This window comes from Streptomyces guryensis (assembly GCF_021261325.1).
GTDB classification, from domain to species: Bacteria; Actinomycetota; Actinomycetes; order Streptomycetales; family Streptomycetaceae; genus Streptomyces; species Streptomyces guryensis.
The window spans coordinates 190,009-207,339 of the sequence record NZ_JAJSBI010000004.1; the positions used below are offsets into that span (position 1 = coordinate 190,009).

A 17,331-nucleotide genomic window follows, 5' to 3' on the forward strand; every position below is an offset into this window, starting at 1 on the left:
CACGGGAAAACCGGGTGTCCGGCCGGCGGGGCGGACCGTACGCTTCCGGCCATGCCTGAGCATCCGTGGTTCGTCATCGAACCGGAGGACGACGAAGAACTCGAGTTGACCGACGACGACCGCGCCTTCGCGGCCGCGCTGCGCGAGCGCACCGCCGGTTGGGCCGAGGCCCGTGTCGACGGCTGGCTCGACCGGACCGACGATGCGCTGGTCGCCTGCCTGTCCTTCGGCGACCCCGGGGCCCGACGCCATCTGATCGACGTCGGTGTGCACTTCTACGGCGGCCGCGTCCGCGGTGACCGTCTGCACAACCAGCTGTTCATCCTGACCGACCGCCCCTCCACCTGGGCACTGGAGGCCACCGGCACGGTCGATGAGCTGGCCGACCGGTCGGCGCGATGGTTCCGGTCGGTGCTGGACAAGCCCGTCGTGCTGTACGTCTGGCTGAACGACGACCGGTATGCGTACGCGGCACGCTTCGCCTATGCCGACGACAACCGGACGATCAGTCAGATGTACAGCAAGGACCTGGCTCCGGCAGGTCAGGCGGAGGAACTGATCGCGGCGGGCCATGTGCACGGCAAGGGCTGGATCCAGACCGTCGGGCTGCCCACGCCCACGCTCCACCAGCACGTCCGCGGTGACCGGAGCAGGGCCGTCGTACCGGCCGGGGCACGGGCCGTCACCGAGCGCGGCCCGCTGCACGGGGTCTGGTACGAGTAGGCCCGGCCGGCGGCCGGACATGCGACGGCGCCTGCCCGGGCGTCCGGTCGGGGACAGTCGGGCAGGCGCCGTCAGTGTTCCGTACGCCGTTGTACGGGACGTCTGTTGTTGTTCCTGACGTGGCGTCAGACCATCAGGGACCGGTCCGTCGGGCGGATCGGGGCCGGCAGCTCGCTGACGCCCGTCAGGAAGCGGTCCGTGCCGCGGGCGGCCGAGCGGCCCTCCGCGATCGCCCACACGATGAGCGACTGGCCGCGGCCCGCGTCACCGGCGACGAAGATGCCGGAGACGTTGGTCTGGAAGTCGGCGTCGCGGGCGATGTTGCCGCGCTCGTCGAGGTCCAGGCCGAACTGCTCGACCAGGCCGTTGTCGCGGTCGGTGCCGGTGAAGCCCATGGCCAGGGTGACCAGCTGGGCGGGGATCTTGCGCTCCGTGCCCGGCTTCTGGGTCAGCTTGCCGTCGACGAACTCGACCTCGACGAGGTGCAGCCACTGGACGTTGCCGTCCTCGTCGCCCTCGAAGTGGGTGGTGGAGACGGAGTAGACCCGCTCACCGCCCTCCTCGTGCGCCGAGGTGACCTTGTAGAGCATCGGGAAGGTCGGCCAGGGCTGGTGCGGCGCGCGGTCCTCACCCGGGCGGGGCATGATCTCCAGCTGCGTGACGGAGGCCGCGCCCTGGCGGTGGGCGGTGCCCACGCAGTCCGCGCCGGTGTCGCCGCCGCCGATCACCACGACGTGCTTGCCCTCGGCCGAGATCGGGGAGGTGACGTAGTCGCCCTCCTGGACCTTGTTCGACAGGGGCAGGTACTCCATCGCCTGGTAGATGCCCTTGAGCTCGCGGCCGGGGACCGGGAGGTCACGGGCGGTCGTCGCACCGGCGGCGATGACGACCGCGTCGTACCGCTTCTTCAGGTCGGTCGCCTTGAGGTCGCGGCCGATCTCGATACCGGTACGGAAGCGGGTGCCCTCCGCGCGCATCTGCTCGATACGGCGGTTGATGTGCCGCTTCTCCATCTTGAACTCGGGGATGCCGTACCGGAGAAGGCCTCCGATGCGGTCCGCGCGCTCGTAGACGGCGACGGTGTGACCGGCCCGGGTCAACTGCTGGGCGGCAGCCAGGCCCGCGGGGCCCGAGCCGATGACGGCGACCGTCTTGCCCGAGAGGCGCTCGGGGATCTGCGGGGCGACGTCACCGGTCTCCCACGCCTTGTCGATGATCGAGACCTCGACGTTCTTGATGGTCACCGGCGGCTGGTTGATGCCCAGCACACACGCCGACTCGCACGGAGCGGGGCACAGCCGGCCGGTGAACTCCGGGAAGTTGTTCGTCGCGTGCAGGCGCTCCGACGCGGCCGACCAGTCCTCGCGGTAGGCGTAGTCGTTCCACTCGGGGATGAGGTTGCCCAGCGGACAGCCGTTGTGGCAGAACGGGATGCCGCAGTCCATGCAGCGGCTGGCCTGCTTGCTGATGATCGGCAGCAGGGAGCCGGGGACGTAGACCTCGTTCCAGTCCTTCAGACGCACCTCGACCGGGCGGGACTTGGCGACCTCACGGCCGTGGTTCAGGAAGCCCTTCGGGTCAGCCATTGATCGCCGCCTCCATCATCTTCTCGGTGATCTCGGACTCGGAGAGTCCCGCCTGCTCGGCGGCGTCCTTGGCGGCGAGCACTGCCTTGTACGTGCTGGGGATGATCTTGCTGAAGCGCTCGACCGCGGTGTCCCACTCGGCCAGCAGCTTCTCGGCGACCGTGGAACCGGTCTCCTCCTGGTGGCGGCGCACCGCTTCGTGCAGCCACTGCCTGTCGGTGTCGTCGAGGGCCTCGACGGCGCTGACGTTGCCGACGTTGACGTTGTCGACGTTCAGGTCGATCACGTACGCGATGCCGCCCGACATGCCGGCCGCGAAGTTGCGGCCCGTCTCACCGAGCACCACGGCGCGACCGCCGGTCATGTACTCGCAGCCGTGGTCGCCCACGCCCTCGGAGACGACCGTGGCACCGGAGTTGCGGACACAGAACCGCTCGCCCGTACGACCGCGCAGGTACAGCTCGCCGCCGGTCGCGCCGTAGGCGATGGTGTTGCCCGCGATCGTCGAGTACTCGGCGAGGTGGTCGGCGCCCCGGTCCGGGCGGACGATCACACGGCCGCCGGAGAGGCCCTTGCCGACGTAGTCGTTGGCGTCGCCCTCCAGGCGCAGCGTGACACCGCGCGGCAGGAAGGCACCGAAGGACTGGCCCGCGGAGCCGGTGAAGGTGATGTCGATGGTGTCGTCGGGCAGGCCCGCGCCGCCGAACTTCTTGGTCACCTCGTGGCCGAGCATGGTGCCGACCGTGCGGTTGATGTTTCGGATCGCGACCTGGGCGCGCACCGGCTGGGCGTCGGTGGCGCTGGACGCGGCCAGGGCGTCGGCGGCGAGCTTGATCAGCTCGTTGTCGAGCGCCTTCTCCAGGCCGTGGTCCTGCTCGATGACCTGGTGGCGCACCGCGCCCTCGGCCAGCGCCGGCACGTGGAACAGCGGCTCCAGGTTGAGGCCCTGCGCCTTCCAGTGGTCGACGGCACGGGTGACGTCGAGCGCCTCGGCGTGACCGACGGCCTCCTCGATGGTGCGGAAGCCCAGCTCGGCGAGGATCTCGCGGACCTCTTCGGCGATGTACTGGAAGAAGTTGACGACGTACTCGGCCTTGCCGGAGAACCGGTCCCGCAGGGTCGGGTTCTGGGTGGCGATACCGACCGGGCAGGTGTCCAGGTGGCAGACGCGCATCATGACGCAGCCGGAGACGACGAGCGGCGCGGTCGCGAAACCGAACTCCTCGGCGCCGAGCAGCGCGGCGATGACGACGTCACGACCGGTCTTGAGCTGACCGTCGGTCTGGACGACGATGCGGTCGCGCAGGCCGTTGAGCAGCAGCGTCTGCTGGGTCTCGGCGAGCCCGAGCTCCCAGGGCCCACCGGCGTGCTTGAGCGACGTCAGCGGGGAGGCACCCGTACCACCGTCGTGGCCGGAGATGAGGACGACGTCCGCGTGCGCCTTGGACACACCCGCCGCGACCGTGCCGACGCCGACCTCGGAGACCAGCTTGACGTGAATCCGCGCCTGCGGGTTCGCGTTCTTCAGGTCGTGGATCAGCTGCGCCAGGTCCTCGATGGAGTAGATGTCGTGGTGCGGCGGCGGGGAGATCAGACCGACACCCGGGGTGCTGTGCCGGGTCTTGGCGACCCAGGGGTACACCTTGTGGCCGGGCAGCTGGCCGCCCTCGCCGGGCTTGGCGCCCTGGGCCATCTTGATCTGGATGTCGTCCGCGTTGACCAGGTACTCGGAGGTCACACCGAAGCGGCCGGAGGCCACCTGCTTGATGGCGCTGCGCCGGGCCGGGTCGTAGAGACGGTCCGGGTCCTCGCCGCCCTCACCGGTGTTGGACTTGCCGCCCAGCTGGTTCATGGCGATGGCGAGCGTCTCGTGCGCCTCTCGCGAGATGGAGCCGTACGACATGGCGCCGGTGGAGAAGCGCTTGACGATCTCGGAGACCGGCTCGACCTCGTCGATGGAGATCGAGGGCCGGTCCGACTTGAAGCCGAAGAGGCCGCGGAGCGTCATCAGCCGCTCGGACTGCTCGTTGACGCGCTCGGTGTACTTCTTGAAGACGTCGTAGCGGCCGGTGCGCGTGGAGTGCTGGAGGCGGAAGACCGTCTCCGGGTCGAACAGGTGCGGCTCGCCCTCGCGACGCCACTGGTACTCGCCGCCGATGTCGAGCGCGCGGTGGGCCGGAGCGATGCCGCTCGCCGGGTACGCCTTCGCGTGACGGGCGGCGACCTCCTTGGCGATGACGTCGATGCCGACGCCGCCGATCTTGGTGGCCGTACCGTTGAAGTACTTCTCGACGAAGGCGTCGTCGAGGCCGACGGCCTCGAAGACCTGGGCGCCGCGGTAGGAGGCGACGGTCGAGATGCCCATCTTGGACATGACCTTCAGAACACCCTTGCCGAGGGCGTAGATCAGGTTGCGGATGGCCTGCTCGGCCTCTATGTCCGTCAGGAAGGTGCCCGCGCGGACCAGGTCCTCGACGGACTCCATGGCCAGGTACGGGTTGACGGCCGCGGCGCCGAAGCCGATGAGCAGCGCGACGTGGTGGACCTCGCGGACGTCGCCGGCCTCGACCAGCAGGCCCACCTGGGTGCGCTGCTTGGTGCGGATGAGGTGGTGGTGGACGGCCGCGGTGAGCAGCAGCGAGGGGATCGGCGCGTGCTCGGCGTCAGAGTGACGGTCCGACAGGACGATCAGCCGGGCGCCGTTCTCGATGGCCGCGTCGGCCTCGGCGCAGATCTCCTCGATGCGCGCGGAGAGGGAGTCGCCGCCGCCGGAGACCCGGTACAGGCCGGAGAGGGTCGCGGCCTTGAAGCCGGGCATGTCGCCGTCGGCGTTGATGTGGATGAGCTTGGCCAGCTCGTCGTTGTCGATCACCGGGAAGGGCAGGACGACGCTGCGACAGGAGGCGGCCGTCGGGTCGAGCAGGTTGCCCTGCGGACCGAGGGAGCTGCGCAGCGAGGTGACGAGCTCCTCGCGGATCGCGTCCAGCGGCGGGTTGGTGACCTGCGCGAACAGCTGGGTGAAGTAGTCGAAGAGCAGCCGCGGACGCTCGGAGAGCGCGGCGATCGGGCTGTCCGTACCCATCGAACCGATCGGCTCGGCACCGGCCTTGGCCATCGGCGCGAGGATGACGCGCAGCTCCTCCTCGGTGTAACCGAAGGTCTGCTGGCGGCGGGTGACCGAGGCGTGGGTGTGGACGATGTGCTCGCGCTCGGGCAGGTCGCCCAGCTCGATCTCGCCGGCCTCTATCCACTCGGCGTACGGCAGCTCGGCGGCGAGGGTCGCCTTGATCTCGTCGTCCTCGATGATGCGGTGCTCGACCGTGTCGACGAGGAACATCTTGCCGGGCTGCAGGCGGCCCTTGCGGACGACCTTGGCGGGGTCGATGTCGAGGACGCCGACCTCGGAGCCGAGGACGACCAGGCCGTCGTCGGTGACCCAGTAGCGGCCGGGGCGGAGGCCGTTGCGGTCGAGGACCGCGCCGACCTGCTTGCCGTCGGTGAAGGTGACGCAGGCCGGGCCGTCCCAGGGCTCCATCATCGTGGAGTGGAAGTTGTAGAAGGCGCGGCGGGCCGGGTCCATGGAGTCGTGGTTCTCCCACGCCTCCGGGATCATCATCAGCACGGAGTGCGGCAGCGAACGCCCGCCCAGGTGCAGGAGTTCGAGCACCTCGTCGAAGGACGCGGAGTCGGAGGCGTCGGGCGTGCAGATCGGGAAGACCCGCTCCAGGCCCTTGTCCCCGAACAGGTCCGAGACCAGCTGCGACTCGCGGGCGACCATCCAGTTGCGGTTGCCCTTGACGGTGTTGATCTCACCGTTGTGCGCGACGAAGCGGTACGGGTGCGCGAGCGGCCACGACGGGAAGGTGTTCGTGGAGAAGCGCGAGTGGACCAGGGCGACGGCCGAGCCGAAGCGGCGGTCGGAGAGGTCCGGGAAGAAGGGCTCCAGCTGGCCGGTGGTCAGCATGCCCTTGTAGACGATCGTGCGAGCGGAGAGCGACGGGAAGTAGACACCGGCCTCACGCTCGGCGCGCTTGCGCAGCACAAAGGCCTTGCGGTCGAGGGCGATGCCCTCCGAGGCGTTGTCGGTGACGAAGATTTGCCGGAAGGCGGGCATCGTCGAACGGGCGGTGGCGCCGAGCAGCTCGGGCGCGACCGGGACCTCGCGCCAGCCGAGGACGGTGAGGCCCTCGTCGGCGGCGATCGTCTCGATCTGTGAGACGGCCTCGGTCGTCCCGTCCTCCGGCAGGAAGGCGATACCGACGGCGTACGCACCGGCCGCGGGCAGCTCGAATCCGGCCACCTCACGGAAGAAGGTGTCGGGAACCTGGGAGAGGATGCCGGCGCCGTCACCCGAGTCGGGCTCGGAGCCGGTGGCGCCGCGGTGTTCGAGGTTGCGCAGCACCGTCAGGGCCTGCTCGACCAGTGTGTGGGACGCCTCGCCGGTGAGGGTCGCCACGAAGCCGACGCCGCACGCGTCGCGTTCGTTGCGGGGGTCGTACATACCCTGCGCAGCAGGGCGAGCATCCATGAAGGACCAGTTCTGGCCATTCGCGGAATGCTGGGACGGCTGGCGCGGCGTACGCATCGGCTCTCCCGTCGTCGTCTCAAGTGGCTGGGGGCCCCTCCCAGGCTCTTGAGGCTCTGGGGGAGCAGATTGCCGAGGGACGACGTTGGCCCTCTGCGGAGTGCAAAATTTCGTGCAGGTTACATGATGGAGCGGTTCTCGGGAACCGGGACAATCCGTTCCAGCATGCGGACACCGCGCGGCTGCAGCGCGGGTGCCGCGCCTGCGGTGGAAGCTATTGGGGACCGAACGAGACAGATCGGTGTCCATCGGCCCGAAAGACGGGGAGGACTGCGTCGCCCTTCCCGCGGGTGCGCGGCAAGCCTCATTGCCCACAGCGCTTACGGCTCATGCCCGGTGGTTAAGCATTCGAAACCAGCGAGTAACGGCTACTTATGCGGCCCAACGCATAACTTGTAGCCGCACTATCCTACGGCCGTTCCGAACAGGATGCCCAGGGCGTACGTCACACCGGCTGCCGCAGCACCCAGAGCAAGCTGCCTGAACCCGCTGAACCACCAGGTCCGCGCGGTCACCCTGGCCACCACGGCACCACACGCGAACAGCCCGAAGAACGCGAGGAGCAGCGCCGGCCACAGGGTGGTGGCACCGAGCAGATACGGCAGTACGGGCAGCAGGGCGCCCAGCGCGAAGGAGCCGAACGACGACACGGCTGCGACCAGGGGCGACGGCAGGTCCCCGGGGTCGATGCCGAGCTCCTCGCGGGCGTGTATCTCCAGGGCCTGCTCGGGATCCTTCGACAGCTGGCGGGCCACCTCACGCGCCAGCTCGGGTTCGACGCCGCGGGCCTCGTAGAGCGCCGCGAGTTCGGCCTCCTCGTCCGCCGGGTGCTTCTTCAGCTCGGCCCGCTCCACATCCAGCTCGGCCTCGACGAGCTCACGCTGCGAGGCGACGGAGGTGTACTCCCCGGCGGCCATGGAGAAGGCACCGGCGGCGAGGCCCGCGAGCCCGGTCAGCACGATGGTCTGCTGACCCACGGCCCCGCCCGCAACCCCGGTCATCAGCGCGAGGTTGGAGACCAGCCCGTCCATCGCACCGAAAACCGCGGGCCGCAGCCAGCCGCCGTTCACGTCCCGGTGCGTGTGGTTGTCGCGGTGCGCCACGTGCAGCGCGGCCTCGGTCTCGATGATCGCCATCGCGGGGGTCCCCCAGGGAAGCTAAGCCAAAGCTAACTTTGGACAAGTTCTACTCTTCGACAACAGGAAACCTACGCCCCGAATTCCCCTCCCGCCAGCAAGGAAAGGCTCGGCTAACCTGCAGCTTTACCTCTCTCTGCTCACTCGTGCGAAGGTCTGCACAGATGTCGACCGGGTGACATGGCTGCCTCCGAGGCTCGGGGCAACCGCCGACGGTGGGACACATGGGCAAAGGGTTCGCGCCCTGTGCGAGCCCCCTCCCGGAGAGGCCGCGTATGGCATCCATCGCCTGCATTCCCTCGGTCCCGTCGCCCGGGAACGCCACCGGCCTCCGCGAGCGGGCCCGCGGCGCGCTGCTCGGCCTGGCCGTCGGCGACGCCCTGGGGGCCCCGGCGGAAAACCTGAAACCGTCGGAGATCCGAGCCCGCTGGGGCCGCATCACGGGTTACGTCTCCCAGAACCCGGCGGGTACGGACGACACGGAGTACGCGATCTTCTCCGGTCTGCTGCTGGCCCGGCACGGCTCGGCACTCACCCCCTCGCATGTGGAGGCGGCCTGGCACGAGTGGATCGCGGACCGCGACGAGGGCCCGTTCCGGGGCGCCGGCTTCAGCGAACGCGGCACCCTGGAGAACCTCCGCCGTGGCCTCGCCGCCCCCATCTCGGCCCAGCACCGCCACGCCTGGAGCGACGGCCTGGCCATGCGCGCGGCCCCCTTCGGCGTCTTCGCCGCGGGCCGCCCCGCCGAGGCGGCCCGGCTGGCGGCCGTCGACGGGTCGGTGAGCCACGACGGCGAGGGCATCTACGGCGGCCAGGCGGTCGCGGCGGGCGTGGCGGCGGCGATGGCGGGCGCACCGACGGTCGCGGTCGTGGCCTCCGCACTGGCCGTCGTCCCGGACGACTCCTGGACGGCCCGCTCGCTGCGCCGGGCCGTGGCAGTGGCCCACCGCGGCGAACGGGCGGTCCGCTCGGCGGTCGTGATCGGCGGCTACCCCTGGACCGACCTGGCGCCGGAGGCGGTAGCCCTGGCGTTCGGCGCGTACGCGGCGGCCGACGGCGACTTCCGCGACGCGGTCCTCACGGCGGTCAACATGGGCCGGGACGCGGACACGACGGCAGCGGTGGCGGGCGCACTGGCAGGCGCCACCCAGGGGATCTCGGCGATCCCGGCGGAGTGGGGTTCGGCAATCGGCCCGGCTCGGGGCAGTTGCCTGCCGGCCATGGCGGGCCATCACGTGCTGGACGTGGCGGACCTGCTGGTGCCGGGCGGGGGCATGGCCGCACCGGAACTCGCACCGAACATGCTCGTACGCGAGGACTCCCCCCTGCCGGACCCAACCGCCTTCACCCTGTCCACGAACGACGAGCCGGAGCCGTCCCGATGAGCCCGCCCGCCCCCTGGGACAGGGGAACGACGGAACCGAACGACATCGCGGCCGCCGACGGCGAGAACACCCCACCCGCACCCGACAACGAGAGGGAAACGGTTGGTGCGGGTGGGCACGAACCCGCCAAAGGCGAAGCCGAGGCGGTCGGCCACGCCAGACGCCCGCAGGGCCCCACCAAGGCCGGAAGAACCGTCGGGCTCCTGCTCGGCCTGGCCGCAGGCGACGCCGCCGGCTGGCCCGCCGCCCGCCACCGCGCAGCCCGTATGCCCGAGTGGACACGCCGCCTCACCCGTGAACTCGACACCTTCGCCGAACAGAACGCCACCACCACCCTCCCCGTCCCCATCGCCTTGAACCAACCCCCCGAACCCCTCCGCCTCGGCCCTTCCGACGACGCCGAGTGGGCGGCCTTCGCCGCAGAGGCACTCCTCCGCGCCGGCGACGACACCGCCCTCGGCGACCTCCCCCGCGAACGCCGTACCCGAGCCGCGATCGACCTCACCTGGAACGCCGTGGCCGCCGAAGTCGCCGCCGCGGCGAACCGCGCACCCGAGATCGAGTCCGCCGTCCTCCCCCTCCGCGCCCGTATCTCCGTCCGCGCCGGCCTCGGCAACCTCGCCACCGGCCTGCGTCCGCCCGCCACCGGCCACGACAACCCCCACTACTTCGACGACGCGGCCTGCGTACGGGCCTGCGTGCTCGCCGTGGCCCACCCCGGCGCCCCCCCGACTCGCCGCCGACCTGGCCGAGTTCGACGCCCGCTACACCCAGGACGGCGACGGAGTGCACGGTGCCCGGGCGATGGCGGCGGCACTCGCACTGGCCCTGGCCGGCGCGGACGCCGAGACCTGCGTGAATGCCGCCCTCACCGAACTCCCCGAGACCACGGAGATCGGCCGCAACGCCCGCCACGCCCTCAAGCTGGCCGCCGGCGCCGAGACCGCCTTCACCCTGATCCCCCTGCTGGAACACCAGATCGTCGACCACGTCTACAGCTACGGCATCGCCGCAGCCGAAACGGTCCCGGTGGCCCTGGCCCTCACCGCCGCGTCGAACGGCCGTATCGCCGAAGCGGTACCGGCCGCGGCCTGTCTCTCCCGGGTCGCCGACTCGGCCCCGGCGCTCGCCGGCGCCCTGACCGGCGCGCTGGGCGGCGCCGCGTCGATCCCGCCGTCCTGGCGGGAAGCCTGCCGTACCCTCTCCGGCTGCGCACTCCCCCGCCTCACCGGCACCGACCTGGTGGAACTCGCCGAACTCCTGGAAGCCACACAACCGGCCCCACCAGGAGGATGATTCGGGCCATGAGGCCCAAAAACCCCAAAACCAGCCTGGAGGACCGGATCACCGGGGCCCTCGTGGGCGCGGCGGTGGGCGACGCCCTCGGCGGCCCCGTCGAGGGCTACTCCCCCGACCAGATCCTCGAACGCCACAGCGGCCGCGTCCACGGCATCGTCGGCCCCTGGAACGGCGAGGCCTGGCGCACGGCCCGCCCCATCGCGCCGTACCACAAGGGCGACGGCCACGTCACCGACGACACCTTGATGACGCACGCCCTGATCCGGGTCTACGCGCAGGTCCGCGACCACCTCGACGCGTACGCGATCGCGGACCACCTGGTCCCCGACCTGATGACGAACCCACGCTGGATCCCGGAACTTCAGCAGGAAGCCCTCCCGCTGCACCGCGTCTTCCTGGCGGAGAAATGGCTGGTGGCCCGCCTCCACTACGGCCATGTCGACCCCCGCGAGGCCGGCGTCGGGAACATCGTCAACTGCGGCGCGGCGATGTACATGGCTCCGGCGGGCCTGGTGAACGCGGCGAACCCCACGGCCGCCTATACCGAGGCGATCGACATCGCGGGCGCCCACCAGTCGTCGTACGGCCGCGAGGCGGCAGGCGTCCTCGCGGCGGCGGTGGCCGCGGCCGCCGCCCCGGGAGCGACCCCGGACTCGATCGTCAGCACGGCCCTCTCCCTCGCGAAGGACGGCACCCGTACCGCGATCGAGAAGGTCTGCGAAGTGGCGTCCCGCCACACGGACTTCGAATCCGCCCTGATCCCACTGCGGGAGGCAGTCGCCCCCTACGACACGGTGGGCCCGGACTACCGCGCCCCTTCCCTCGGGGCCCGCCGCCCGTCGCGCCTCCACTCGATCGAGGAACTCCCCATCGCCCTGGGCATGTTGCTGGTGTCCCACGGCGACTACCGCCACGCCGTCCTGGGCGCGGTGAACTACGGCCGCGACTGCGACTCGATCGCGACGATGGCCGGCGCGCTCGCGGGGGCCCTGGGCTCCCCGGTCCCGGAGGACTGGTCGAAGCAGGTGGCGGAGGCAAGCCGCCTGGACCTGTGGGAACCGGCGACGACCCTCACCGCCGTGACCCGAGAGATCTTCGAACGGGACGTACACCGCCGCAGGGCCCACGAGTCGGCGTTCACGACCATCGGAGACCCGAGATGCTCCGACTGACCTGGGTCCAGCCGGAGGACCTGATCGGCCACGAGCTGCGCCAGGCCGCCCTGGACGGCCGCGAGCCCTCGGCGATCGCGGCGAGATGGAGAGCGGCGGGCGGCCCGGAGGCCCCCCTGCGCGCAGGCGCATCAGCGCAACCGGCGTCACGCTATCTGCGTCTGCTGGCAAAGGACCTGCTGGACGAACTGGCAGACCTGCCAAGCAGGTTGGAGGACAAGGAACCCACCGACCTCGCGAGTATCAAGGCCGGCTGTCCGGCGTGGCCGGCTCCAGCTGCGGGCAGTCGTGCCGCCAGGGCGGCTCCCGACCCGAAGAGAGGCGGCACCCCGCAAGCGCGGGCCGGCGCCCCCGCCCTGACAGCACCCCCCACCCACGCCCGCCTGGAAGCCGCCTGGCTGGGCCGAGCCACCGGCTGCCTCCTGGGCAAACCCGTGGAAAAACTCCCCCTGGAAGCCATCCGCGCACTGGCGCAAGCCACCGGAAACTGGCCCCTGACCACCTACTTCACAGCCCACGGCGCCCCCGAAGAACTCCTCTCGAAACACCCCTGGAACCGCCGCTCGGCAACAACCTCCCTCGCCGAGAACATCGACGGCATGCCCGAGGACGACGACCTCAACTACCCCCTCCTCAACCTCCTCCTGCTCCAACGCCACGGCAGACACTTCACCCCCACCGACGTGGCCGACCTCTGGCTGTCCGAACTCCCGGCGGGCCGCACCTTCACCGCCGAACGCATCGCCTACCGCAACCTCCTCCTCGGCCTGGAGCCACCCCACACCGCCCGCCACCGCAACCCCTTCCGCGAATGGATCGGCGCCCTCATCCGAGCCGACGTCCACGGCTGGACCAACCCCGGCGACCCGGCCGCCGCGGCGGAACAGGCCCACCGCGACGCCACCCTCACCCACACCGCCAACGGCGTCTACGCGGCGATGTTCACGGCGGCCACCATCGCGCAGGCGGCCACCGCCACCCACGACATCCATGCCTGCCTCCGCACCGGCCTCACGGTGATCCCACCCCACTCCCGCCTGGCCCAGGCCATCCGCCACGCCATCCGACTCGCCGTGGAACACGCCGACTTCGAATCCGTCGTCGACGAACTCCACGCCACCCACGCCGACACCCACCACTGGGTCCACGCCGTCCCCAACACGGCCCTGATCGCCGCCGCCCTCACCCACGCGAACGGCGATTTCACCGGCTCCATCTGCCGTGCCGTATCGGGCGGTTGGGACACGGACTCCAACGGCGCCACAGCAGGCAGCATCGCCGCCCTCCTGGCCGGCACCCCCCTCGCCCTCCCCGACCGCTGGACCACCCCCCTCAAGAACCGGCTGGCCACCTCCGTCGGCGACTTCAACGGCATCGGCTTCGACAGCCTGGCCCACCTCACCCTCCGGGAGGCATCCCGCCCATGACCCACATCGTCGTACTGGGCAGCACGAACATGGACCTCGTCACCTACGTCGAGAAGGCCCCGCAGCGGGGAGAGACCGTGACGGGACGGGAATTCCGTACGATCCCCGGCGGCAAGGGCGCCAACCAGGCGATCGCCGCGGCCCGCGCGGGCGCCACCGTCTCGATGATCGGCGCGGTCGGCAACGACGCCTACGGCACCCGCCTCCGCTCCACCCTGGAAGACTCGGGCGTCGACACCGACCTCCTCCGCACCGTCGAAGGCCCCTCCGGCACCGCCCACATCGTCGTCGACGACGAAGGCGGCAACTCGATCGTGGTGATCTCCGGCGCCAACGGCACCGTCGACCACCTCGTCCTCGGCGACGACGGCCTCATCGCCTCCGCAGACGCCCTGCTCCTCCAGCTGGAGATCCCGCTCGCGGCGGTGCTGGCGGGCGCGCGGGCCGCCCGCGCACACGGCGTCCGTACGATCCTCACCCCGGCCCCCGCTCAGCCGCTCCCGCTCGAACTCTTCGCCGCCACCGACCTGTTGGTCCCCAACGAGCACGAAGCGGCCACTCTGACCGGCCGCACCGACCCGCGCAGCGCGGCCGTGGCCCTGCTCGACGAGGTGCCGGAGGTGGTCGTCACCCTGGGCGCGGCGGGCAGTCTGTACGCGGCCCGCGGCGCAGACCCGCTCACCGTCCCCGCACCGCAGGTCACCGCCGTGGACTCGACGGGCGCGGGCGACACCTTCGTCGGTGCCCTCGCCGTGGCCCTGGCCGAGGGGCGGCCGATGCGGTCCGCGCTGGCCTGGGCGGGAGCGGCCGCGGCGCTCTCCGTCCAGCGGCCCGGCGCGTCGGCGTCGATGCCCTGCCGCCCGGAGATCGAAGCGCAGTTCACGTCATGAACGAAGCCCCTCTCACCGGCCTGCGCGTCCTCGACCTGGCCACCCTCTTCGCCGGCCCGCTCGCCGCCACGATGCTCGGCGACTTCGGCGCGGAGGTCATCAAGGTCGAGCACCCGGCGAAGCCCGACCCCTCCCGCGGCCACGGCCCGTCGAAGGACGGCGTCGGCCTGTGGTGGAAGCTCCTCGGCCGCAACAAGCAGACCATCACCCTCGACCTGTCGAAGCCGGGCGGCCGCTCCACCCTGCTGCGCCTCGTGGCGACCGCCGACGTCGTCATCGAGAACTTCCGTCCCGGCACGCTGGAGAAGTGGGACCTGGGCTGGGCTGAGCTGTCCGCCGCCAACCCCCGCCTGATCCTCACCAGGGTCACCGCCTTCGGCCAGTTCGGCCCGTATGCGCACCGCCCCGGCTTCGGCACCCTCGCCGAGGCCATGAGCGGTTTCGCCGCGATCACCGGCGAACCGGACGCATCCCCCACGCTGCCGCCCTTCGGCCTCGCCGACTCCATCGCCGGCCTGGCCACCGCCTACGCCGTCATGACCGCACTCTGCGCCCGCGACCGCACCGGCGAGGGCCAGGTCGTCGACATGGCGATCATCGAGCCGATCCTGACCGTCCTCGGCCCCCAGCCGACCTGGTACGACCAGCTGGGGTACGTGCAGCAGCGCACCGGCAACCGGTCCGCCAACAACGCGCCCCGGAACACCTACCGCACCGCCGACGGCACCTGGGTCGCCGTCTCGACCTCCGCCCAGTCCATCGCGGAACGCGTCATGTGCCTGGTGGGCCGCCCGGAGCTGATCGACGAGCCGTGGTTCGCGACGGGCGCCGACCGCGCCCGGCACGCCGACGTCCTGGACGAGGCGGTCGGCACCTGGATCGCCGAGCGCACCCGCGACGAGGTCCTCGCGGCCTTCGAGAAGGCCGAGGCCGCGGTGGCACCCATCCAGGACGTACGGGAGGTGATGACCGATCCGCAGTACGCGGCCCTGGACACGATCACCACCGTCGACGACCCGGACCTCGGGTCCCTGCGCATGCAGAACGTCCTCTTCCGCCTCTCCGCCACCCCCGGCGCGATCCGCTGGGCGGGCCGCCCGCACGGCGCCGACACGGAGGCGGTCCTGACCGGTCTCGGTCTGAGCCCTGCCGAGCTGACGACCCTGCGCGAGGAGGGCGCCGTATGACAGCGCCCCCGCTCACCTGGCTCTACGCCCCCGGCGACCGCCCGCACGTGGTCGCCAAGGCACTGGCCGCCGGCGCCGACGTCGTCGTGATCGACCTGGAGGACGCGGTCGCCCCGGACCGCAAGGAGTACGCCCGCGCGGCCACCGCCGAACTCCTCTCCGCCCCGCAGCCGGTCCCGGTCCACGTCCGCGTGAACGCCCTGGACGGCCCGCTGGCGCCCCGGGACCTGGACGCGGTGGCCGACCGGCCCGGGCTCTCGGGTCTGCGCCTGCCGAAGGTCACCTCTCCCGAGCAGATCATCCGCACCGCGGAACGCTCCGCACCCTCGACCGCCGGTGCCCCCGCTCTGTACGCCCTCCTGGAAACCGCCCTGGCCGTCGAGCACGCCCATGCCATCGCCTCCGCCCACCCCACCCTGCGCGGCATCGCCCTCGGGGAAGCGGATCTACGGGCCGACCTGGGGGTACGCGAGGACGCCGGTCTCGACTGGTGCCGCTCCCGGATCGTCGTAGCCGCCCGGGCGGCGGGTCTGCCACCCTCGCCCCAGTCGGTCCACCCGGACATCCGCGACCTGGAGGGCCTGGCGGCCTCCTGCGCGCACGGCCGCACCCTCGGCTTCCTGGGCCGCGCGGCCATCCACCCCCGCCAGCTCCCCATCATCGAACGGGCCTACCTCCCCACGGAGCGGGAGGTCGAGGAGGCCGAGACGATCCTCAAGGCGGCGACGACACAGCAGGGCGCCCAGGCCCTGCCGGACGGAAGGTTCATCGACGCGGCGGTGGTGGCGGCGGCGCGCCGCACGCTGTCGCTCGCCCGCCGGAACTGAGGACGAGGGCGCCCGGGCCTGGTGGCCCGGGCGCCCTCGTCGACGTACGACCGACCGTCAGCTCTTCTTGGCCGACTCGGCCTCGCCCTTCGTCTTGTCCTTCGCCTCGTCCTTCGCCGCTTCGTCCGCCTGCTCCGCGGCGGGGCCCTCCGCGGCCGACTTCGGCTCCGAGGAGTCCGCCTCGTCCTTCTCGGCGGTCTCGTCGTCACCCCCGGCCTCGGCCTCCAGGGCAGCCGGCTCGACGGCTTCCTCCCGGCCCGGCCGCTTCTTCGCCGACACCACGATGTACGTCACGGCGAGCAGGAAGACGATCAGCGCGGTCCAGTCGTTGAGCCGCAGGCCCAGGATGTGGTGGGCGTCGTCGACGCGCATGTACTCGATCCACGCCCGGCCCACGCAGTACGCGGCGACATACAGCGCGAACGCCCGCCCATGACCCAACTGGAAGCGACGGTCCGCCCAGATCACGAGCAGCGCGACGCCGATGCACCAAAGGGACTCGTAGAGGAACGTCGGGTGGTAGTACCCGGGCACACGGCCGTCCGCCGAGGACGTGATGTGCAGCGCCCAGGGAAGGTGGGTCTCCTTGCCGTACAGCTCCTGGTTGAACCAGTTGCCCCAGCGGCCGATGGCCTGCGCGAAGGCGATACCGGGGGCGATGGCGTCGGCGTAGGCGGGCAACGGGATGCCCCGGCGCCGGCAACCGATCCACGCGCCGACCGCACCGAGCGCGATCGCACCCCAGATGCCCAGGCCGCCCTGCCACACCTTGAAGGCGTCCACCCAGTCACGGCCCTGGCTGAAGTACAGCTCGTAGTCCGTGATCACGTGGTAGAGGCGACCGCCGACCAGGCCGAACGGCACCGCCCAGACAGCGATGTCGGCCACCGTGCCGGCCCGCCCACCGCGGGCGAGCCAGCGCTTGTTGCCGAGCCAGACCGCGACGAAGACGCCGATGATGATGCAGAACGCGTAGCCGCGCAGCGGGATGGGGCCGAGATACAGCACCCCGCGCGACGGGCTCGGAATATAGGCAAGTTCTTCCATGGCAGAACCGACGCTACCGTGCCGGGCCGGGCCGACGGCAGGCAGCCCGGCTACGGGTCCATAACAG

Annotated in this window: 11 protein-coding genes and 1 pseudogene; 8 read left to right on the forward strand and 4 right to left on the reverse strand. The window is 71.3% G+C overall.

Annotated elements, in window-relative coordinates; all coding sequences use genetic code 11:
* Positions 1–51 precede the first annotated feature (51 nt).
* Positions 52–723 (forward strand): hypothetical protein, encoded by a 672-nt coding sequence (locus LJ657_RS10405; protein ID WP_232648142.1) that lies wholly within the window; start codon positions 52–54, stop codon positions 721–723.
* A gap of 125 nt (positions 724–848) precedes the next feature.
* Here LJ657_RS10405 and LJ657_RS10410 read toward each other — a convergent pair whose 3' ends face one another.
* The 3 genes from LJ657_RS10410 to LJ657_RS10420 form a co-directional block, all read right to left on the reverse strand.
* Positions 849–2,309, reverse strand: a complete 1,461-nt coding sequence (locus LJ657_RS10410; RefSeq protein WP_232648143.1) for a glutamate synthase subunit beta — start codon at positions 2,307–2,309, stop codon at positions 849–851.
* Positions 2,302–6,894 (reverse strand): glutamate synthase large subunit, encoded by a 4,593-nt coding sequence (gene gltB, locus LJ657_RS10415; RefSeq protein WP_232648144.1) that lies wholly within the window; start codon positions 6,892–6,894, stop codon positions 2,302–2,304. The genes LJ657_RS10410 and gltB overlap by 8 nt, the downstream gene beginning before the upstream one ends.
* A gap of 404 nt (positions 6,895–7,298) precedes the next feature.
* The gene (locus LJ657_RS10420; protein ID WP_232648145.1) at positions 7,299–8,030 is read right to left on the reverse strand and encodes a VIT1/CCC1 transporter family protein; all 732 of its coding nucleotides are present in this window, start codon (positions 8,028–8,030) and stop codon (positions 7,299–7,301) included.
* 275 nt (positions 8,031–8,305) lie between these two features.
* Between LJ657_RS10420 and LJ657_RS10425 the strand changes: the two genes are divergently transcribed.
* From LJ657_RS10425 to LJ657_RS10455, 7 genes and pseudogenes are all read left to right on the forward strand, one after another.
* Complete coding sequence (locus LJ657_RS10425) at positions 8,306–9,415, forward strand: ADP-ribosylglycohydrolase family protein (protein WP_232648146.1); 1,110 nt, start codon at positions 8,306–8,308, stop codon at positions 9,413–9,415.
* Positions 9,412–10,711 (forward strand): annotated as a pseudogene (locus LJ657_RS10430) (ADP-ribosylglycohydrolase family protein). Before LJ657_RS10425 ends, LJ657_RS10430 begins: the two are co-directional and overlap by 4 nt.
* 8 nt (positions 10,712–10,719) lie before the next feature.
* Positions 10,720–11,886: an ADP-ribosylglycohydrolase family protein gene (locus LJ657_RS10435; RefSeq protein WP_232648147.1), complete on the forward strand. Its 1,167-nt coding sequence runs from the start codon at positions 10,720–10,722 to the stop codon at positions 11,884–11,886.
* Positions 11,874–13,313 carry an ADP-ribosylglycohydrolase family protein gene (locus tag LJ657_RS10440; protein ID WP_232648148.1) on the forward strand — a complete coding sequence of 480 codons (1,440 nt, stop codon included), beginning with the start codon at positions 11,874–11,876 and terminating at the stop codon, positions 13,311–13,313. The genes LJ657_RS10435 and LJ657_RS10440 overlap by 13 nt, the downstream gene beginning before the upstream one ends.
* Positions 13,310–14,203 carry a ribokinase gene (gene rbsK / locus LJ657_RS10445; protein ID WP_232648149.1) on the forward strand — a complete coding sequence of 298 codons (894 nt, stop codon included), beginning with the start codon at positions 13,310–13,312 and terminating at the stop codon, positions 14,201–14,203. Before LJ657_RS10440 ends, rbsK begins: the two co-directional genes overlap by 4 nt.
* A complete protein-coding gene (locus LJ657_RS10450) occupies positions 14,200–15,390 on the forward strand; it encodes a CaiB/BaiF CoA transferase family protein (protein ID WP_232648150.1) in 1,191 nt (396 codons plus the stop codon). The genes rbsK and LJ657_RS10450 overlap by 4 nt, the downstream gene beginning before the upstream one ends.
* A complete protein-coding gene (locus LJ657_RS10455; protein ID WP_232648151.1) occupies positions 15,387–16,217 on the forward strand; it encodes an HpcH/HpaI aldolase/citrate lyase family protein in 831 nt (276 codons plus the stop codon). The genes LJ657_RS10450 and LJ657_RS10455 overlap by 4 nt, the downstream gene beginning before the upstream one ends.
* Positions 16,218–16,274: 57 nt before the next feature.
* On the opposite strand, the gene lgt is transcribed toward LJ657_RS10455, so the two are convergent.
* Positions 16,275–17,264 carry a prolipoprotein diacylglyceryl transferase gene (gene lgt / locus LJ657_RS10460; protein ID WP_232648152.1) on the reverse strand — a complete coding sequence of 330 codons (990 nt, stop codon included), beginning with the start codon at positions 17,262–17,264 and terminating at the stop codon, positions 16,275–16,277.
* Between the last annotated feature and the right edge of the window lie 67 nt (positions 17,265–17,331).